The sequence below is a fragment of the Streptomyces sp. LX-29 genome, assembly GCF_029541745.1.
In the GTDB taxonomy this organism is placed as follows: Bacteria; Actinomycetota; Actinomycetes; order Streptomycetales; family Streptomycetaceae; genus Streptomyces.
This window is the reverse complement of record NZ_CP089746.1, coordinates 379,669-399,117: the sequence shown is the minus strand read 5'-3', so window position 1 is coordinate 399,117 and position 19,449 is coordinate 379,669. Positions and strand designations below refer to the sequence as shown.

The 19,449-nt window shown below is 72.0% G+C and carries 17 protein-coding genes; 13 read left to right on the top strand and 4 right to left on the bottom strand.

Annotation, left to right across the window (positions count from 1 at the left end):
* Positions 1 to 109: 109 nt before the first annotated feature.
* On the bottom strand, positions 110 to 1,312 hold the full coding sequence (locus tag LRS74_RS01940; RefSeq protein ID WP_277739308.1) for a serine/threonine-protein kinase: 1,203 nt from the start codon (positions 1,310 to 1,312) through the stop codon (positions 110 to 112).
* Positions 1,313 to 1,669: 357 nt separating this feature from the next.
* Between LRS74_RS01940 and LRS74_RS01935 the strand changes: the two genes are divergently transcribed.
* Positions 1,670 to 2,782 carry a DUF6183 family protein gene (locus tag LRS74_RS01935; protein ID WP_277739307.1) on the top strand — a complete coding sequence of 371 codons (1,113 nt, stop codon included), beginning with the start codon at positions 1,670 to 1,672 and terminating at the stop codon, positions 2,780 to 2,782.
* A gap of 84 nt (positions 2,783 to 2,866) precedes the next feature.
* Here LRS74_RS01935 and LRS74_RS01930 read toward each other — a convergent pair whose 3' ends face one another.
* Positions 2,867 to 3,331, bottom strand: a complete 465-nt coding sequence (locus LRS74_RS01930) for a DUF6083 domain-containing protein (RefSeq protein ID WP_277739306.1) — start codon at positions 3,329 to 3,331, stop codon at positions 2,867 to 2,869.
* Between the two features lie 343 nt (positions 3,332 to 3,674).
* Between LRS74_RS01930 and LRS74_RS01925 the strand changes: the two genes are divergently transcribed.
* Positions 3,675 to 4,199: a GNAT family N-acetyltransferase gene (locus LRS74_RS01925; RefSeq protein WP_277739305.1), complete on the top strand. Its 525-nt coding sequence runs from the start codon at positions 3,675 to 3,677 to the stop codon at positions 4,197 to 4,199.
* 87 nt (positions 4,200 to 4,286) lie between these two features.
* Here LRS74_RS01925 and LRS74_RS01920 read toward each other — a convergent pair whose 3' ends face one another.
* Positions 4,287 to 4,997: an NAD(P)-binding domain-containing protein gene (locus tag LRS74_RS01920; RefSeq protein WP_277739304.1), complete on the bottom strand. Its 711-nt coding sequence runs from the start codon at positions 4,995 to 4,997 to the stop codon at positions 4,287 to 4,289.
* Positions 4,998 to 5,426: 429 nt separating this feature from the next.
* On the opposite strand from LRS74_RS01920, the gene LRS74_RS01915 reads away from it, so the two are divergent.
* Both LRS74_RS01915 and LRS74_RS01910 read left to right on the top strand, forming a co-directional pair.
* Positions 5,427 to 6,056 carry a TetR family transcriptional regulator gene (locus LRS74_RS01915; protein ID WP_277739303.1) on the top strand — a complete coding sequence of 210 codons (630 nt, stop codon included), beginning with the start codon at positions 5,427 to 5,429 and terminating at the stop codon, positions 6,054 to 6,056.
* Positions 6,057 to 6,142: 86 nt separating this feature from the next.
* A complete protein-coding gene (locus LRS74_RS01910; protein ID WP_277739302.1) occupies positions 6,143 to 6,664 on the top strand; it encodes a MepB family protein in 522 nt (173 codons plus the stop codon).
* 110 nt (positions 6,665 to 6,774) lie between these two features.
* Here the strand turns inward: LRS74_RS01910 and LRS74_RS01905 are convergent, their stop codons facing one another.
* Positions 6,775 to 7,008 carry a hypothetical protein gene (locus LRS74_RS01905; RefSeq protein ID WP_277739301.1) on the bottom strand — a complete coding sequence of 78 codons (234 nt, stop codon included), beginning with the start codon at positions 7,006 to 7,008 and terminating at the stop codon, positions 6,775 to 6,777.
* 197 nt (positions 7,009 to 7,205) lie between these two features.
* Between LRS74_RS01905 and LRS74_RS01900 the strand changes: the two genes are divergently transcribed.
* The 9 genes from LRS74_RS01900 to LRS74_RS01860 all read left to right on the top strand — a co-directional run bounded on the left by LRS74_RS01900 (position 7,206) and on the right by LRS74_RS01860 (position 19,266).
* A complete protein-coding gene (locus LRS74_RS01900) occupies positions 7,206 to 7,556 on the top strand; it encodes a DUF6191 domain-containing protein (protein WP_277744559.1) in 351 nt (116 codons plus the stop codon).
* Positions 7,553 to 8,062, top strand: a complete 510-nt coding sequence (locus LRS74_RS01895; RefSeq protein ID WP_277739300.1) for a DUF3995 domain-containing protein — start codon at positions 7,553 to 7,555, stop codon at positions 8,060 to 8,062. The genes LRS74_RS01900 and LRS74_RS01895 overlap by 4 nt, the downstream gene beginning before the upstream one ends.
* Before the next feature lie 187 nt (positions 8,063 to 8,249).
* On the top strand, positions 8,250 to 8,945 hold the full coding sequence (locus tag LRS74_RS01890; RefSeq protein WP_277739299.1) for a methyltransferase domain-containing protein: 696 nt from the start codon (positions 8,250 to 8,252) through the stop codon (positions 8,943 to 8,945).
* Positions 8,946 to 9,746: 801 nt separating this feature from the next.
* Positions 9,747 to 11,639, top strand: a complete 1,893-nt coding sequence (locus LRS74_RS01885; RefSeq protein ID WP_277739298.1) for an ATP-binding cassette domain-containing protein — start codon at positions 9,747 to 9,749, stop codon at positions 11,637 to 11,639.
* Between the two features lie 274 nt (positions 11,640 to 11,913).
* A complete protein-coding gene (locus tag LRS74_RS01880; protein WP_277739297.1) occupies positions 11,914 to 12,384 on the top strand; it encodes a hypothetical protein in 471 nt (156 codons plus the stop codon).
* Positions 12,354 to 13,772, top strand: coding sequence for a hypothetical protein (locus LRS74_RS01875; protein ID WP_277739296.1), 1,419 nt, complete (start codon positions 12,354 to 12,356; stop codon positions 13,770 to 13,772). Before LRS74_RS01880 ends, LRS74_RS01875 begins: the two co-directional genes overlap by 31 nt.
* Entirely contained in the window at positions 13,769 to 15,310 is a 1,542-nt protein-coding gene (locus LRS74_RS01870; protein WP_277739295.1) for a VWA domain-containing protein, read from the top strand. The genes LRS74_RS01875 and LRS74_RS01870 overlap by 4 nt, the downstream gene beginning before the upstream one ends.
* 36 nt (positions 15,311 to 15,346) lie before the next feature.
* Positions 15,347 to 16,459 (top strand): AAA family ATPase, encoded by a 1,113-nt coding sequence (locus LRS74_RS01865; protein WP_277739294.1) that lies wholly within the window; start codon positions 15,347 to 15,349, stop codon positions 16,457 to 16,459.
* Positions 16,456 to 19,266, top strand: coding sequence for a DUF5682 family protein (locus LRS74_RS01860; protein ID WP_277739293.1), 2,811 nt, complete (start codon positions 16,456 to 16,458; stop codon positions 19,264 to 19,266). The genes LRS74_RS01865 and LRS74_RS01860 overlap by 4 nt, the downstream gene beginning before the upstream one ends.
* The last annotated feature ends 183 nt before the right edge of the window (positions 19,267 to 19,449 follow it).

The window sequence follows — 19,449 nt, the reverse complement described above, 5'->3', positions numbered from 1 at the left end:
TTGAGGTGGCCGAGGGGTGAGACGGGCGCCGGCGAATCCAGGGTCGACGCCGCTCGCTCTTTCCATCGCCCCTGGACCGGCCTCGCCGGTAGAAGGGTGGAAGAGCGGTTCAGCGCCTCGACCAGGTGAGCGCGGGCCCCGCCGCGTAGCGCTGGCGCAACTCCTCGGCGACCTTCCGGGAAGCGGGAGGGCGGCCCTTCTGTGGTGTGGGCGCAGCCGGGCTTCCGCTCGCGGGCTCGGGTACCTGCACGGACACGGGCGGAAGTGGGCTCACGGTGTCGCTCGCGGCAGGTGAGTCCGGACCGGATTCACTGCCAGGTGCCGAGACAAAGATCTTTTCAACCGAGATCGCCGGCTCTTCGCGCAGCAGTTTCTCCAGCGAGTCGAGCCGGTCCAGCATCGGTCCGTCAGGCTGCGGCAGCACCATCGTGGAATGGTCCTTCGCCGTCGTCTCCTGGATCAGAGCGCGCCGTGCACGAGCCGGACTCGTACCCAGCTGACGCATGAGGTCGGCACACTGCCGGGTCACCTCCTCCAGGGAGGGACGGTCGTCCGCTTTGTGCGCCAGCATGCCCGCCACGATCGGGGCCAGTTCATCGGGCAGCCCGGACAGATCGGGGCCGATGTCGGGGTTGACCACCTGCGCGGCGACTGCCTCCCACCGGGCGCCGTCGTACGGGTAGTGCTCGGTCGCCGCGTACAGAAGTACGGTGCCCAGGCCGTACACGTCAGCGGCCTGCGTCACGTCCACCTCGCCCAGGGCCTGCTCGGGCGGCATGCAGCGAACCGTGCCGATGACCGTGCCGGCCTGCGTGAGCGTTCCCTTGGACGCTCCGACGAAAGCGCCGAGGCCGAAGTCGATGATCACCGGACCGAAGTCGCCGAGGATGACGTTCTGCGCCTTCAGGTCGCGGTGCACCAGACCGGCGGCGTGCACAGCGGCAAGTCCCTCAGCCAGCAGCGCGCCGAGGCTCGCCACGAGCGGCGCGGACAACGGACCCTGGTCCCGCACGACGTCGGAAAGCGGCCGGCCGGGGACATAGTCCATGGCCAGCCAGGGCTGCTCGGCGAACGGGTCCGCCTCGATGAAACGGGCCACACGGCCCGTACCCGAGATCGTGCGCGCGATCGCCGCCTCGCGTTCAAACCGGGCGCGCGTGTGGGGGTCCGTACGGTCGGGCCGGATCACCTTCACGGCAACCGGTTCACCCGCGACCGAGTAGGCGAGGTACACCTCCCCCATCCCGCCCGCGCCGAGTCGGCGCTCGACGAGGTACGGACCGATGCGCGACGGCAGAGGCGCGCTGCTCATTACATCCCCCCTGACTCTCGCAACGACAGCACAGCCTCGCTCGGCGCCTGCCTCCGCTCCGCCGTAGAAGGGGCAGAGCGCAGGTGACAGGGGCACCGACGAATCAGGCCCACAGCCTACCGATCGGCCTCCCACAGGAGAAAGTGATCACATCGGACTGGGGCCGATCTTCCCGGCTCCGGGTCCGGAAACAGAACACATGGGATGCGGCTCGCCTCGCTGTTCGTCTCGCCGTCGAGGTCCCCGGACGTGATGGTGCGTCGGTCCGGCGGCCGAAAACCGGGTCGGCGAGGGCGGGCCGAGCAGGTGCGGGATCATGGACGTCGACGAAGACCGCATTATGACGGGGAGCAGCGAGTGGACGCCGCGGAGATAGACGAGACGCCGTGGGACGCGCCGAAGGACTGGGCGCGGGCCGGTGAGGCGGAGCGGATCGCGGAGTGGGGCGAGGCCCTCACGGGGGAACGGGAGAAGCTCCGCAAGCGACTCGACACCCTGGACCACCGGTTGGCGAACACCCTGCGGATCCTTGCCCTCAGCCCCGGCCGGCCCTTCGTCGAGCAGCTGCTGCGCCTGTACCGCGCGGCGCACCGGACCAACGCCGGCTCACCGACCGGCCCCCGCCTGCTGGCCTCGCTCCTCGCCGAGGCCCAGTCGCTGGACGACCTGCTCCCCGCCCTCTCCTACGACGGTGGGCAGTTGTGGGACGAACTGCGTGCCTGCCTGTTCCACGAGGTGCTGCTGCGCGGTGTCGACGCGCAGGAGATCTACCGACGGTCCGGCAACATCCACTTCTGCGCCCCGTGGGGCGGCCTGGCCTGGTTGCCCGACCGGCTCGCGGACATGGAGCGCGGAATCTCCGCCTACCTCCCCAGCCGCCACTACAACGGCGGCGCCGGTGGGGGCTGTCCGCAGATGTCCTCGCCGGTGCCGCTCGACGCCGCCGCTCGGCGGGCCGGGGCCGGGCACCCGGTGGTCGACGCCACGACGGTGCGCCTCGCGGGGGCGATCGGAGGGCCGCCGGAGCAGGGTGGTTGGGGTGGTCACGACGTGGCGGTCTTCACCACGGAGCACCCCGTCAGCCCGGAGGCGCTGCCGGCCGTGGTCGCCTCGCTGCCGATGGAGTGTCTGGAGGGACTGGGGGAGGACGGCCGCTTCAGCTATGCCCCCTGCTCCCTCGGCGAGGTGTGGCATCTGCTGTTCACGACCGCCTCACACACCGCGATCTACGGCGGGGGCGTCCACGGCGCCTATGGACGCCTGAAGGCCTGGCGGTCGCTGGCGGGGCTGGCCGGCGCCCGGCCGGACGCCGACCCCGACGAGGTCGAGCGGCTGGCGTCGGCCTGCACCTGGCTGCGGTTCGAGGCGGACTCCGCCTGGTTCCACAACGAGATCAACGACTTCGGCGTGGTGGCACTCACCCCGGACGGCCGCCGCATCGCGGTGCTGGCCGCCACCGACACCGACTGACAGAAGCGAATCAGGGCCTTCCGCAAGGCGACTGAGGGGTGGAACCGGAGGGGGTGACCGAGGGTCCTGGCCGCGGCGTGTCGGCTATCCGGCGCCGGGGTGGTGGCTGCGGTTGAGGTCCCAGACGGCGGCGAGAAGGGGTTGCCGGGGACGCGGCCACACGGGACAGACGAGCCGGTGCGGAATGCGACAGCGCGTCTCGGGCGGCGGCGGAGTGTCGTGGTTCTCGGCGCGCCCGTCGCCCGAGACGATCCACCGCCGCCCTTCGGGTACGAGGGGTATCGGGAGCAGGACGCGGGGCTCCAACAGCACCCAGTGCCCGTAACGGGTCTCGTACCGGTCCTGGTGGCGCGCGCAGTCGCGGCAGCGGGGCGGGGCCGGAGGCGGTGGCGCGTCAGCGCGCTCGGCGATCGCCCGGTCGTGGGCGTCAAGCGTCAGGGCGTCCTGGTAGCAGGGGTCGCAGAGGATGGCACCGGTGCGTCGCTGCGCGACGGTGGGGCGGCCCTGCTGGCATGCGCGGCAGATGTGCGGTTCGTATAGTCCCCCCATGGGTGCAGCGTGCAAGCGCCGCACCACGACCGACGAGGCGGTCGTTGGACGTTTCTGCCGGTGGCGGCGGTACCCGAGGGACCCGCGGCGGCAGGGCGGGCGCCACGGGGCACCACGGGGCGCAGAGCTCGTGGCCGATGAGTGGCCCTTCCCTACGAGTGGGCGGCGGCGCGAGCGGGGATCCGGCGACACTCCAGGGCTCGCGACACTCCAGGGCTCGCGAGACTCCAAGGGCGGCGACCCGGTGCGGCGGTACTCCGGAGCGCGGCGGCACTCCAGAGGGGAAACGCTCTCGTAATACGCGATGGGTACAGTGCCCGCTCCTGTGAGGAGGGAGTGACTCGTGCGGCAGAACACCGAGGTGGGCACCGGCATACGCATCCGGCCGGGGACGGAGGAGCACCTGAAGGAGCTCACCGACATCTACAACCACTACGTGATCCATACGCCGATCACGTTCGACGTGGAGCCCGTCCACGTCGAGGACCGTGCGCGGTGGCTGGCCGACCACCCTCCCACCGGCCGACACCGACTCCTGGTCGCCGAGGAGGCGGGCCAGGTCCTCGGGTACGCCACCAGCAGCGCCCTGCGCCCCAAGCAGGCGTACGAGACGTCGGTGGAGACCAGCATCTACCTCGCCCCGGAGCACACCGGACGCGGCCTCGGCGGCCTGCTGTACCAGGCGCTCTTCGAGGCGCTGGCCGAGGAGGACGTGCACCGCGCCTACGCGGTGATCACCCAGCCCAACGAGGCGTCCATGCGTCTGCACCAGCGCTTCGGCTTCCGCCCGGCGGGCGTCCACCACGAGGTGGGCCGGAAGTTCGGCACCTACTGGGACGTCGCCTGGCTCGAGAGGCCCCTCCGTTAGGCTCCCCGTCCGTCGGCAGGGACGGAACCGCCCCTGGCCGACCGGGAATCGCCCCCTCAGTCTCCCTCCGTGCCCCTCACCGCCCCCTCAGCGCATCACCTTGATGCCGAAAGGGCTGCCGAATCCGAGGGCGAAGCCGATGGCGCTGTGCAGGTGCGCGTACATCTCCATGCCACGTGCGGAGACGATGCCGCCCAGGTCGAGGATGTCGGTCCAGCCGTACGAGCGGAGGAGCGCGGTCACGGCCTGCTTGGCGTCGGCGTGGTCCCCGGCGATGAACATCGTGTGGTCCCCGCCCGCGACGGCCTGGGGATCGACGACGGTCGTCTGCTCCTGAGTGACGAAGCCCTTGACGACCTTGGTGTCCGGGAGGGCACGTTGGATCTGTTCGCCGAGGCTGTCGCTGTCGCAGGGGTCGAAGGTGGGCATGACGCCCCAGGGCGTGGGCCAGGGGTGCTCGATGTCGGGGTTGTAGACGAAGGGCACGGCGTAGTCGACGAGGGTCTTGCCGGCCAGCCGGTCGGCGATGGCGGTGAGCGCGGCGACCGCGTTGATCCCGTCGATGCCGCTGATGACGAGCTCGCCCTCGGCGGCGGCGTCACCGAAGGTGCGCAGCTCGACCCCGGGGTGATCGGCGACCCACTGGCCGAAGGGCGGGTTGCCCATCATGTCGGGCTCGGTGCGGGCGAGAGTGGCCTGCGGGTCGCGCGTGCCGACGACGACCTCGTGGCCGAGCTCGTGGAGCCGGGCGATGTGGGCGCGGGCGCCGCCGCCGGTTCCCAGGACTGCGATCTTCATGGGTGACTCCTTCTTCACGGATGACTCCTTGTGCTTCGGGGGACGGGTGGGTCCGGTGCGATGGGTGCCGGTGCCGGTGCCGGTGCCGGTGCCGCGCTCGGCGCGCGGAGCGAGCCAGCGGACGCCCCGGCCGATGACGATGCTCGGGGCGGGTGGCGTGCGGCCTGAGCTGTTGCCCGGGCCCGGTGTAGTACAGAAGTACTGTAAGCAGGAGAGGGCTGCTGTGCAATACGGACATAGGTCCCGTTTCTCTCCGTGAGGCGTCGGTTGCGCGCCCTGTGTCCGTGTCGTGTGGTGGCTGAGAGGATGGCGGGGGTGGCTGTGTGTGTCACGGGATAGGTGGGTCGCGGCCCGGACGCCGCCTGCGCCTCACTCGCTGTATAGTACGTAAGTACTGATTCGGTTCGTGGAAGCCCGGGAGTGTTCAGGATGGCCGCCGACAAGCCCGCACGGCGCCGCCGCGACCCCGCGCGGCGGATCGAGGAGATCGCCGCCGCCACCGAGCGGGTCATCGCGGACCGGGGCATCGAGGGCCTGACCCACCGCGCGGTCGCCGAGGAAGCCGGCGTCCCCCTCGGGGCGACGACGTACCACTTCGCCACCAAGGACGACCTCATCAAGGCCGCTCTGGAGCGCGCCTACCACCGCTACGCCGCCACGCTCGAGGAGTGGGCCGCCCACCGGCCCGAGCTCACCCCCCACCAGCTCACCGTCCTCCTCACCGACGCGCTCATGGGCTGCTTCGGCCCTCATCGGGATCAGGAGGTCGTCCAGCTGGAGCTCTACCTCGCGGCGCTGCGCCGGTCTGCCCTCCGTCCCATCGCCGACCGGTACACCGAGACGACCACCAACCTCCTCCTCGCGTACGTCGACCCCGTCACGGCCCAGACCGTGACCGCCGCCATGAACGGCCTCACGCTCCGCGGCCTGGCCGCGACCCGGCCGCCCACCCGCACCGAGGTCGAGAACATCCTCGGCCGCATCCTGACCCCCCACCCAGGCCACCCCGGCCTCCCCACCTCCCCGCCACCGGTCGCCGACGTCGCCGCCGGGCCCTGACCCCGCGCACACCCACCCCTCTCGCCGGCCGCCCCCATGTGAAGGGGGTGCGAGGCGGCCCGTCTCCCCGATGGCAGGATGGGGGAGTGACGACGAACGAGCCGTGGGCCGCCCACGGGGACCTGGCGGCGGCGAGGACACGGGTGTACGAGCCGGCCGGCCTCGCCTGTTCGCCCCCGGTACCGGAGGCGGAGGGCGCCGAGTACGCCGCTCACGCGCTCACGGTGAACGGCCTCTCGGTCAGGTTCCGGGTGGGCAAGACCACCCCGAACAAGGTCGGCCAGTTCGTCACCGTCTGGCAGCGGTCCGCCGAGGGGCCGATCCGGCCCTTCGACGTCGACGACGCCGTGGACCTGTTCGTCATCAGCAGCCACGACGGCGACGGCTTCGGACAGTTCGTCTTCCCGCGGGAGGTGCTCCGCGAGCGGGACATCGTCTCCCGCGACGGCACCGGTGGGAAACGGGGATTCCGCGTCTATCCGCCGTGGGTGACGACCACCAACCGTCAGGCTCGCACCACCCAGACGTGGCAGGTCGAGCACTTCCTCTCCCTCCCGGAGGACGCGCCCGTGGATCTGCGGCGCGCCCAGGCCCTCTACCGTCGCTAGGGCAGCGCGTCGTCCGCGGTATCCCGTCCACGCTGACGTGGTGGGTGGTGGCGACCGTGATCCGGTGCCCTTCTGGACCCTTCGCCGCGCCGTCGTCGTGACCTCGTGAGTCAGTGGTGCCAGGGCAGCCGTACGGGCTGCGCGGGGACACGTCCGGCGACCAACTCGGCCACCAACCCCGCGAGGCCCGACGGGTGGATGGTGTCATCGCTGTCGACCAGCTCGCGCAGGGTCCACCAGCGGTGCCCGGCATGGTACTTGCGCTCGTGGGGCTCCTGGCCGCGAGTGTCGACCCGGTGTGTGGAGGTGGCCCGGTAGTGGAACCCGGCGGCAGAAGGTTTCATGATCAGACACCCCGTCACGTTAGCGGTGGGACGACGAGCGCGCTCGCGGGCGGTTCCGTGCGCTCTGCCAGTTCTCCCCGTCCACATGTCCGATGGGAACGACTCTCCCAGTCCACATGTCCGATGGGAACGACGTCGCTCCCTCTGTCGTTTCCGGACCGTCGACTGTGTTGAGGAATCGGGGGGCAACGGTGGCGATGTGGGCCATGTCGTTCTCGGCATTCGTGTGTCTCCTGGTCTTCTTCGCTTTGGCGGAGAGCCTGTGGCGATGGTTCACGGGGCTGGGCTTGATCCCGTGGGTACGCAGGCGCACGGGGCGGTCGTTGTCGAACATCGCCTTCGATGAATTCACGGCGGTCGTGAACGGAAACAAGACGGTGGGGCTGGAGCAGCGACGGGTGGAACTGCTGCAGCGGGACGACGAGACCGACGGTGCGCCGCCCCGCTCCAGCATCGACCTGACCAAGGGCACCGCGTTCATCGTGTTGCCACAGGAAGCGGACGGCCCGTGCGCTGACAGGCGTGACGCCCTCGAGGGCCGGCGGTGAAACGCGCTCCCGAGGAAACGGGCGCGGAGCCGTCCACGCTGTGGGGGCGTATCGCATGCTTGTGGGCGGCCGCGTTCGCCGGGTTGCACTTCTACTGGGCCGTCGGCGGTGATGTGGGGCTGAGCGTCTCCGCCGGTCCGCTGGCCACCGAGCGCCCGCTGTGGTTCGTCGTGGTCGGATTGTGGGGTGTGGGTGCGCTCTGCCTCCTCGGCGCCCTGCTGGCATGGGTGCTCGCCCGGTCCAGGCTCCGGGGCGTTCCCGCTCTGCTGGCACGGTGGCTGGGGTGGAGCGCCAGCGCCCTCCTACTGGCCCGTGGCGTCGGCGTCGAGGTGTTGCTGCTGACCGACACAACGCACCTGGACACCTCCGTGAGCGAGAGCCAGCGGGCCTGGACGCTGGCCCTCTGGAACCCCTGGTTCATCGCCGGAGGACTGGCCTTCGGCCTCGCCACCCTTCGGTCCAGCAGGCATGCCGACGCGGCACCGTCACCCACGTCCAGAGGCTGACACCACCAGCAGCGCCTCGGCGCCCACCCGCCTGATCACGCCGATCGTCGAAGCGGCGGCACCTGTCTCACCGGGAGGGCGGCGCGGGCGGCGCCGGGGGCCCGCGTGCGCGACCGGGCACGGACCCGGCACGCCGGCACCGGGAAACGTCTGGTGAGGTGGCGGAGCCGACTGTGAGGATGGTCGGATGAGAGCCGACACCGCGTACCACGGAGAGATGGGCGAGCGGTTCGCCGCCCAGGCCACGGACAGCGCCTACAACGCCCACACCGACCGGCCGGCCATGCTGAGGCTCGCCGGCGATGTGAGTGGGCTGCGGGTGGTGGATCTCGGCTGCGGGGCGGGCCACTACGCCGCCGAACTCCTCGAGCTGGGCGCCGCGTGGGTCGTCGGCGTGGACGGGAGCGAGAGCATGCTGCGCGCCGCGGAGCGGCGGCTCGGCGACCGCGCCGTCCTGCACCGGCACGACCTGGAGGAACCGCTGGCCTTCCTGGAGGACCAGTCCTTCGACCTGGCCGTGATGGCGCTCGTCTACCACCACATCGACGCGCGCGAGCAGCTCCTGGCCGAGATCCGGCGCGTGCTGCGACCAGGCGGCACCCTGCTCGTCTCCACGACCCACCCCACCGGTGACTGGACCTACTTCGGCGGCTCCTACTTCTCCGACGAACGTGTCGAGCTTCCCTTCGGCGGTCGGTTCGCGCTGAGCTACTGGCGGATGACGCTGGAGAAGTTCCTCGGCGAACTGCTGGGCGCCGGCTTCGTGCTGGAGGAGCTGGCAGAGCCGCGCGCCACCGAGAAGGCCCGACTGGCCGATCCACGTCGCTACGAGAAGACCCACACCAGCCCGTCCTTCCTGGCCGTCAGGCTCCGCCGCCCCTGACGGAACCCTCCGAACGCCGCGACGCGGCGCGGAGCGTCGGCACGCCGCCGGGCCGCCGGGCCTGCCACGACGCGGCGTCGGACACCTGAGTCCGCCCGGACACCTGAGTCCGCCCGGACACCTGAGTCCGCGTCGGACCCCCGAGTGCGCGTCGGATCCGCACGGTGACCGGCGGGGAGGCCCCGACCCGACCGGCCGAGCACCCGCGCCGCCGCCCGTCCTGTACGCCGAGGCTTCCGTCGCGGACCCGTCAGCCCCCACGGCGCCTGGGCGTGGGCGTTCCCCGCCCATCGCCCGCCCCCCGTGTTGAGGTTCGCCGTCGGGGATCCGTCGGTCGTACGGGGCATGAGCGTTCCCCGCGCATCGCCCGCCTCGTGTCGAGGCGCACCCTCGCGGATTCGCCGGCCGCGCGGCGCACGAGCGCTCCCCGCGCCTCCGCCAGCCCGCCCCGCGTATCCGCCGGCGCCCCGCCTCCGCTGCCCCTCCCCGCATCCGCCCCTCCCCGCATCCGCGCCCCGCATCCGCCGCCCCCCGCGCCGAGGCTCGCGGCCGCGCACCCGTCGGGGCCCACCGCGCGCCTACGCGCCCCCGGTCCCGCGGCCGTGGGCATCGGCGTTTCGGCCATCAGCGCGCTCGGACGGGGCCGTGCCGCACAAGGGTCCGTGGCCCCTGCACCCCGCGCCCGTCGCTCTGTCACGAGGATTCCGGCCCGTCTCAAACACGTGTGTTCGATACCGAGGGTCGCGTCGTTGACCCGGATGCCGCCCCCGACGCGCCCAACTCCGTGCCAAAGGAGACCAGTTGACCTCCGTGAACACACAGGAACAGCAGGCCGACAGCGCCCCGCCCCCGCCGCTTCCGGCCGAGCTCACCTACCACGGCGGGTACGCCGTGAACCCGCTCGGCGGGACCTCCTTTCGAACCCTGTGCGCCCGACTCCCGGGCGTCCTGCGTCGCATCGCCGGCATGGCCTGGCGCATCGACCGTCGGGCCGTACTGCTGCTCCTGGCATGCCAGTTGGTCACCGGCGTAGCGGCCGCCGTCCTGCTGGCGGCGACCGCCCGTGCCATGCGCCCGGTCTTCGGCGGCGGGACGGCCGCCGATCGGCTGCATCAGGCGCTGCCCGCCCTCCTGGTCGTCGGCGTCGCCGCCGGCCTCATCCGGTCCGTCGCGGCTCTGGCCATGTACGCCGAGCGACGGATCACGCCCCGTCTGACCACCGAGACGGACACCGCCCTGGTGGAAGCGGTCTGCCGGGTCGAGGCCGCGGCGTACGCCGTCGACGGCTTCGCCGACCGCCAGGAGGCCGCCGAGATGGGAGTGGTCCGTACCCATGTGATGGTCACCGACGCCCAGCGCTTCATGTCGGCCTCCATCAGGATGGTCACGGCCTCCGGCGCCCTCTCGGTGCTCAACCCGCTGCTGTTGCCGCTGCTGCTCCTCGCCGTGCTCCCGGCCGGGGTCGGCGCGGTGCTCACCGCCCGCGTGGACTACGAGGTCCACTACGCGAACGTCGCCGACCGCAACGTCAGGGGGATGATGCGATGGTGGTCGACGACGCCCAAGTACGGCGACGAGGTCCGCGCCAACGGCATGACCGACTACCTGCTGTTCTGGTACAGGTCGTTGTCGGACCGCTGCGACCGGCGCACCCTGGGCGCCGCCCCGCGCGCCCTGCGGATCGCCCTCGTCTCGTCCCTCGTCAGTGGAGTCTTCCTCGTCGCCACGTGGGCCGCGCTCGCCTGGCTCACGATGACGGGTCGGATCGCGCTCGCCCTCGCGGCGACGGCGGTCGTCGCCGTCCAGACGACGCTCGCCGCCCTGTCCCAGGTCGTCGTCAACGGCGCCGCGCTCTTCCACACCAGTCTGTACCTGACCGACATGCGGGCGTTCCTCGACGACGCCGCGCGACGGGCCCCCGAGCGGGGCGCGCTCTCCGTGGCCGCACCGGTGGAGGAGATCCGGCTGGACGAGGTCGGGTACCGGTACCCGGGCAAGGACCGGCCGGCCGTCGACGGCGTCTCGTTGACCCTGCGCCGCGGGGAGATCCTCGCGATCGTCGGTGTGAACGGCTCCGGAAAGTCGACCCTCACCCGCCTCATCACCGGCATCTACCTCGCCGACAAGGGCCGGGTCACCTGGAACGACACGGACCTCGCGGACGCCGATCCGGCCACCGTCTGGAGCCGCACCGGACTGGTCCCGCAGATCTTCGCCCAGTGGCCGCTCCGGGTCCGCGAGAACGTCACCCTCGGCCAGCCCCGCGGCGTCGACGACGGACCCGTGTGGGACGCGGTCGACGCCGTCGGCATGCGCGAGGCCGTCGAGGACCTGCCCGCCGGTCTCGACACCCTCCTCGCCCGGGAGATCTTCGGCGGCGCGGAACTCTCCGGCGGGCAGTGGCAGCGGCTGGCCTGCTCCCGGGCCCTGTACCGCCGGCCGTCCCTGCTCATCCTCGACGAGCCCACATCCCAGATGGACCCGCGGGGCGAGCACGGCATCTTCGAGCGGATCAAGGCCATCGCGGCCGACCGCATCACCATCGTGGTCACCCACCGCCTCGAGAACACCAAGGTCGCCGACCACATCGTGGTGATGGAACACGGCCGGATCACCGAACAGGGCCGCTACGACGACCTCGTCCACGCCGGCGGAACCTTCGCCGAACTCCTGGCACTCTCCCAGGACCGCTAGCCACCCCTGTCCCGCTGGTCGGTTGGTGGAGACGCGGCACCGCGTCCCCACCGACCGACGGCCACCGCGCTCCCACGCCCGACGGCCGACGCCCCTCCATCGGGCCCATGTCGGGGAGGCTCGACAGGCTCCGGTGTGCGGCTGTGCGTGGGCGGGCGGCGTTGTCAGTGGTCGCCTCTATCTTCAGTCGTGTTCCGCCGATCTGGCGTGGACTTCCCCTTGGTGCATTGGAGATGGTGCGTTGTCATATTGGGAGAGGTCGAGCACGGCGCGCGTGATACCGCCCGCGCGGCCGCGGAAGCTCGCCAAGGTCCCGTTCGTCGAGTTGGCCGACGGACGCCTGCAGGGCGTGGTGTCCAGCGGCTCGGACATCGAGCGGGTCTATGTGTCCTCGGTGGCGGCCGGCACGTACGCGTTCGCCTGCAGCACCAACAACAACCGGCCCTGCGGCGGGGCGCGCGGCTCGTTCTGCAACCACATCCGGGCCCTGATCAACGAGGCGGTGCTGCAGTACGGCGCGGAGCGGGTCGCCCGCTATCTGCGGGTCGAGCCCGCGGACGGGGAGCCGACCGCGCAGACCATCGCCGTCGCCATGAGCGGCACGCGTCCGCCCCAGGGAGACACCAAGGCCGCCGCGCCCGTCTTCAGCCGGTTCCTGCGCCACCTGGCCTATCTGGAGCTGGCGCCGACCACCGCACCGCTGCCGGAGATGCAGTGGTTCCCGCCGACGAGGGCGGTGGCCTGATGCGCGCCGACCTGTTCGCCGAAGCCGTCGACGGACTCGACGAGGCCCTGGCCGCCGTCGACGCCTTCGACCAGGCTCTCGTCGCCGGCCTGCTCCGCCCGCAGCCCGCCCAGGCGGCCGGCCTGACCGAGCTCGCCCACGCCGTCGCGGGGAGTCCGCTGGCCGCCAGGGTCGCCGAGGCGGCCGAGAAGGCGGCGGCCGGAGCCGCGAGCGAGGACCACTTCGTCGCGCTCGCCGCCGCCCGCACCGCGCTGCTCGGCTCGGTCCACGACGCGCTGACGGCCCGGGTCGCGGAGGCGACAGGTCGGACGCGCGGCGAGGAGACCGCCGTACCGGCCGGTGGCGAGCCGGCGGTGAACGTGCTGGCCGCGGCCCGCTCCTGGCTCTCCGACCTGGCCCGCGCCGGGTGGCAGGGCATCGACCACGAGCTGGTCGCCGGCTCCGCGCAGGTCGTCTCCGCGATGCTTCCGGACCCGGCCCTGCGACGTCTGGCGACGCTCCTCGACGGCTTCGCCGCCGAGCTCGCCGCGTCCTGCCCGGGCGTCACCCTGGAGCGTGTGCCGGCCCGCCGCTGGGCCGACCTGTGGTCGCGCGCGATGCTGCTGACGCTGCCCGGTGCGGCCGCCGCGCCCCCGACCGGTACGGCCACCGGCCGCCTGCTGCCCCTCGGCGTCGACGTACAGGAACACGCGACCGCCGTCCAGGCCCAGGTCCACGCGGTGTTCGAGCCCGCCGACGGGGCCGCGCCGCGCCTGGTGCGGGCCAGCGTGTCGGCGCCGAAGCCCGACACGGTCGTCGGAGCCGGGCTGTGGCAGCTGCTCCGCCCGCACATGTCGCTCTTGGCGGCCGTCGGTGAAGGCCGCTCCATGGACCTCGCCGACATGCCGGTCACCGCCGAGGGCGACCTGCTGTGGAGCGACGAGCACGCTCGGCAGGGTGAGCCCGCCGACGCCTTCACCACCGCGCGGGTCGCCCTGCCGACCGCCACCGACGCGGTGACGGCGCCGCTCGACCGGCACCCGGCGCGCGTCGCCGTGCCCGTCTTCCTGGAGGGCTACACCGCCCAGAAGGACGACGACGCGCTGACGTTCACCGTCGCCGGACACCCGCTCGTCGTCGACACCGACCGCATGCCCCCCGCCGCTCCGCTCACCCCCGAGGCCGTCGCGGCGTCCGGTGCGTGCGTCGGGCTGCTCCGCTGGGACGCCGGGGCGTTCCGTGTCCAGCCCCTGGCCGTGGAGGCGACCGTGCGGAAGAAGACCGTCGCGCTCCACGCCGGGGGGTGGGCCGGCGGCACCACCGACAAGGCGGGCGTCAAGGCCGAGAAGGCCGCCACCGACGCCGTGGCCGTGCTGCGGGAGCGAGCCGGAAGGCTGCTGCGGAAATGACCGAGCACACCACCGACTCGACGTCCGGGCCGACGGCCCGACCGACGGAACACAGCACCGAACCGACGGCCGAACCGACGGCCGGGCAGGCGATCGGACGGACCACCGGGCAGACCACCGGACCGGCGACCGCGCCGACGACAGCCAACCCCGAGGTGGACCCGCACGACAACCGCCGTCAGGCCCTGTACTGGAGACTCCTCGCCCGCCTCTTCGACCCCGAGGAGCAGGCCACACTGGAATCGGCGAGCCTCGCCGTCGTCGAGGACATCGGTCTGCCGTCCGCGCTGCTGGACCCGCAGGCCTCGGTCGACTCGATCGTGCAGCGACACCCCGAGCTGGCCGCCGAGTTCGACGGCCTGATGGCGCCCGAGGCCGACGAGGACGGCGCCCGCGACCGGGCCGCCGAGGTACGGCGCGCGGCGCTGGTGTCCAAGGTGCTGCTCAACGTGTTCGCCTCCGGCTCCGGCACGGTCACCGCCGGACAGCTGGCGCGCTGGCAGTCCGACGCCGGCTGGCTGGAGCGCGCGCTCGGCTGCAAGCCCGGCGAGCTGCGCGGCGGCCGCGCCGGGGGAGGGGCCGGAGCGGGCGTCAGCCCGACCGGCACCGGCGGTGGCGGCACGACACCGGACCTCAGCCGGCTGATCCCGGCGATCGGCCCGGAGCTCGGCGCCCTCGAGGCCGACCTCGTCAAGCGGATGCATCTGCGCGAGGTGCTGGCCGACCCCCAGCTCGCCGCGCGGCTGACCCCGAGCATGTCGCTGATCGAGCAGCTGCTGCGGGACAAGAACAACCTCTCGGGTGTGGCCCTGGCCAACGCCAAGGCCCTGATCCGCCGCTTCGTCGACGAGGTCGCCGAAGTGCTGCGCACCCAGGTGGAGAAGGCCACGGTAGGCGCCCTGGACCGCTCCATCCCACCCAAGCGGGTGTTCCGCAACCTCGACATCGACCGCACGATCTGGAAGAACCTCACCAACTGGAGCCCGGAGGAGGAGCGGCTGTACGTCGACCGCCTCTACTACCGGCACACCGTCCGCAAGACCACGCCCCAGCGGCTGATCGTCGTCGTGGACCAGTCCGGCTCGATGGTCGACTCCATGGTGAACTGCACCATCCTGGCGTCGATCTTCGCCGGGCTGCCCAAGGTGGACGTCCACCTGATCGCGTACGACACACAGGCGCTCGACCTCACCCCGTGGGTCCACGACCCCTTCGAGACCCTGCTGCGCACCAACCTCGGGGGTGGCACCGACGGCACCGTCGCCATGGCGCTCGCCCAGCCGAAGATCGCCGAGCCCCGCAACACCGTCGTGGTGTGGATCTCCGACTTCTACGAATGGCAGACGGAGCCGCTGTTCGAGAGCATGGCCGCCATTCACCGCTCGGGAGCGAGGTTCATCCCCGTCGGCTCGGTGACCAGCTCCGGCCGCGGCAGCGTCAACCCGTGGTTCCGGGAGCGGTTCAAGGACCTCGGCACGCCGGTGCTCTCCGGCCACATCCGCAAGCTCGTCCACGAACTCAAGACGTTCCTCGCCTAAGTCCTGTTGAAAGACCTGTTCCAGAAAGGCCCTGACATGTCCGACCTGTTGCGCGCCCCCGCCGAGATCAAGTACGCCGAGGAGCTGGACTGGCTGGAGTCCATCGACGACAACCCCAAGCCCTTCTCCTGGCGCCTGTCCCCGAAGATGGTCCGCCTGTTCATCCTGGGCTCCGAGCGCTCCGACGGTCTCGACCGGGAGATCTCGCAGAAGTGGTTCGGCGACCGCAGTTTCGTCGAGCGCTCCATCGTCACGCTCGCCTCCGACCGCGGCCTGCTGCTCATCGGCGACCCCGGCACCGGCAAGAGCTGGCTGGCCGAGCTGCTGTCCGCCGCGATCTGCCGCAACTCCACGATGGTCGTGCAGGGCACGGCGGGCACCACCGAGGACCACATCAAGTACTCCTGGAACGTGTCCATGGTCATCGCCAAGGGGCAGTCGCGGGAGTCGATGATCCCCTCGCCGATCATGACCGCGATGGAGACCGGCGCGATCGGCCGCTTCGAGGAGCTCACCCGCTCGACCAGCGACGTCCAGGACGCGCTGATCTCGATTCTCTCCGAGAAGTACATCTCCGTGCCCGAGCTGGACAGCGACAACATCGTCTTCGCCCAGCCCGGATTCTCGATCATCGCCACCGCCAACAGCCGCGACCGGGGCGTCAACGACCTGTCCTCGGCGCTCAAGCGCCGCTTCAACTTCGTCCGCATCCCCGTGGTGACGAACAAGAAGAGCGAGGCGGAGATCGTCCGCTTCCGCACCGAGGAACTGCTGCGCCGCCACCAGATCGAGCTGGACGTGCCGCCGACCCTGCTCGACGTGCTGCTCCAGAGCTTCGCCGACCTGCGCGCCTCGGCGACCGCGGCCGGCAGCGACGACGAGAAGCTGGAGTCCGCGCTGTCCACCGCCGAGCAGATCGGCGTGCTGGAGGACGCCATCCTGCACAGCAACTTCTTCGGCGAGCGCACTCTGACCGCCCACACGCTGGCCTCCTCGCTCGTCGGGTCACTGGCCCGGCGCGAGCCGGAGGACCTGGCCATCCTCAACAAGTACCTGCACGGCGTCGTCGAGCCGCGCAGCAAGGAGGAGGGCGGCTCCTGGCCGGAGTTCCTGGAGGGCGGCCGCGACGCGATCGCCACCCTGTCATGAGCGGCACCCACGAGGGGACCTTCGCCGGACTGCGCGCGCAGTTGCAGGAGGCCGCCGCGACCTTCGCCGACGGGCCCGACGCCCTCGAGGGCATCCTCCTGGGCATCGTCGACGACGTCGACCGCGCGGTCCGCGAGCCCCTGGAGATCTTCCCCGTCTGCCACCACTCGCCCGCCTCGGCGGTCGCGATGGCCCGCCGCCTGAGGGAGAAGCAGCCCAAGGTGGTGTACCTGGAGCTGTGCGAGGACATGGCGCCGCTCCTCACCGAGCTGCGCAACTGCAGGCTCCCGGTGGCGGTGCAGGCGTTCGCCAGCGAGGTCGACGGCTTCCCGGCCGAGTGGTCCCCGCTGTCGGTGGTCGCCCCGATCACCGAGGCCTCCGCCGAATACCAGGCGATCGCCTACGCCCTGGACACGCCGGGCGTCGAACTGGTCCTCGTCGACCGCTCCTCGGACCACGTCTTCCAGTGGGACGCGCGCGGTCGGGAGACCACCGAGCCGACGGCCGGTCCGGACACCGCCGCGCCGCCCGCCGAGGAGACCGCGCTGCACGGCGACGCGGTCGGCGTGGAGATCGGGGACCTGCGGCCGCGCTTCGCCGACCTGGAGGAGCACCTGCTGCGTCACGGCAAGGTGCGGCACTGGTCGGAGTGGTGGCACCAGTACGTCGAGCTGCCGCTCGGCGACAGCGACCACGACACCTACCGCCAGGTCATGCTGCTGATCGGCAGCCTCTTCCGGCGCCTCGCGCCCGGCGACCCGCACCGGGTGCGGGTGGACGAGGACCGCGAGCGATTCATGTGGACCAGGATGCGCGAGCACCTGGCCGCGACCGGCGCCGACCCCGCCGACTGCCTCTACGTGTGCGGGGCCTTCCACGCGGCCAGCCGCGTCGCCGAGTTCGGCGTCCACGGCACCGACACCTATCGGATCAGCCCGCGCACCCCCACCACCTGGCAGCACGGTCTGATCCCGTCCAGCCACGCGGCCATCGAGGCGCAGTTCGGCCTCGCCGCCGGCTCGGTGTCGATCGCCGCGACGGTCTGGGCGAAGAACCTGAAGCGCACGTGCGTCGAGCCGTACCGCCTGGTGGGGCAGGCGGGCACGAGGAAGACCAAGCCCAAGAAGGCCGCGACGGCGGCGGCCCCCGCGCCCGCGGTGCCACCCGCCGACAAGCTGACCGGCTTCCTCCAACAGCCGCCCGTCCTCGACCGGCTGGACGAGGCGGAACTGCTCGGCTGGTCGGTGGAGATCGTGCGCGCCGCGCGACGCAACGGCTACCTCGCCTCCACCGCCGACGCCATCGCGGTGTTCGAGACGTCGATCCTGCTGGCGGGGGTCCGGGATCGGGCCAAGCCCACGCCGTACGACTTCCAGGACGCGGCCGTCACCTGCATCGAGAAGGACACCGTCCCCGGTCGGCGCGATGTGCGCCGCCTGGTGGAGATCATGATGGGCGGCGACCGGATCGGTCAGGTCGGCTACGACGCCCTGCCGCCCCTGGCCCGGGACGTGCACGACCGGCTCGCTCCGCTCAACCTGAAGCTCCAGCAGCGGGGCGTGCGGCGGGCGCTGCTGGACATCGCCTCCCAGCCCGAGCTGGAGCGCTGCTCCGACGTGCTGTGGATGCTGCGCTACCTGATGCCGCGGGGCGCCGCGCGGCCGATCATGGGCGAGCGGTCCCTCGGGGAGCGCCCCATCCAGGAGTCCTGGGACCTGGCGCTGGGCACCCACCAGCGTGCGCTGATCGAGCTCGGGTACGAGGGCGTCAGCATCGAGCAGGTCCTGGAACAGCGGCTGCGCCGCACGGCGTACGGCCCGCAGGCCACCGCCGCGACCGTCCTCCAGGCCGTGGAGGACGCGACGCTGTACCTGCGTAGCCGCCGGCTCGCCGACGAGCTGGGCACGCACGCCCTGGAGGTGCTGTCGGCCGAACGCACCGTCGACGGAGCGCCGGAGGTGCTGCGTCGGGTGCGAAGGCTGCTGGCGTACTACCGCACCAGCGAGCCGGTGCTGCCGGCCTGGATCGAGTCCTTCGTCAAGACGGGGTACGCGCACTACTGCACCCTGCTGCCGACGGCCTTCACCGACGACGACGCCACCGTCCGGCAGGTGGCAGCCATGCTGGGCTTCCTGTTCAGCATGGAGGGCCTGGCGCTGTCGCTGGGCTGCGACCGGACCCAGCTGGAGCTGGCCGTCGCCCAGTCGCACCCGGAGGACCCGTCGAAGACGGCGCTGCTGTGGGCGGCCCAGGTGCACCTCGGGAACCTCTCCCGGGCGGACCTCCGAGCCAGGTGTGACGACCTGCTCGGAAACCCCCTGGTGGTGCCCGCCTATCCGCGCTACCTCAGCGGCTTCCTGCACGCTCTGGAGCCCGTCCCGAGCCTCACCGACTTCGTCGTGGAAGCGGTGTCGAACGCCTTCGGACGGCTGCCGGACCCGGTGCTCCTGCCGTGGCTGCCCACCCTGATCACCACCCTCCGCTCGGGCGGCGCCGACCTGGCCCCGCTGCTCATCCGCGAGGCCGGGCGCGTCTTCCCCGGCCGGCTCGCGGCCCTGGACGAGTGGGTGCCCCCGTGGCGCACGCAGCCGCAGCCGGACGCCGTGGTTCCGGCACGGCACCCGAACGGCGGCCGCCGCGGTGTCGCCCTGCTCGCCGCCCACCCCGCGACCTGCGACGCGGTGGCGGATCTGCTGGGCTGCGAGGGGACATGGGAGACGCCGGACCCCGGCCCGTCGGGCGCGGCTCTGGTGGGCCGCCATCCGGATACGGCGCTGGCGCTGGAGGAGCTGCTGGCCGGCGCATGAATCCGGCGAGGGCACGCCCGGCGGGCCCGCGCACCCATCGTCGGGGCGACCGGATCCGCGGTCGCCCCGACGGGGCCCGACAGTCGGTGTCCGGCGCGATGGCCGGCTACCGCTCGACCACGGCAGCGCGGCTGACCCCGCGTGCGCCCGGCGGCAGCCGACTCGCTGGAACCGCGCCCGGCG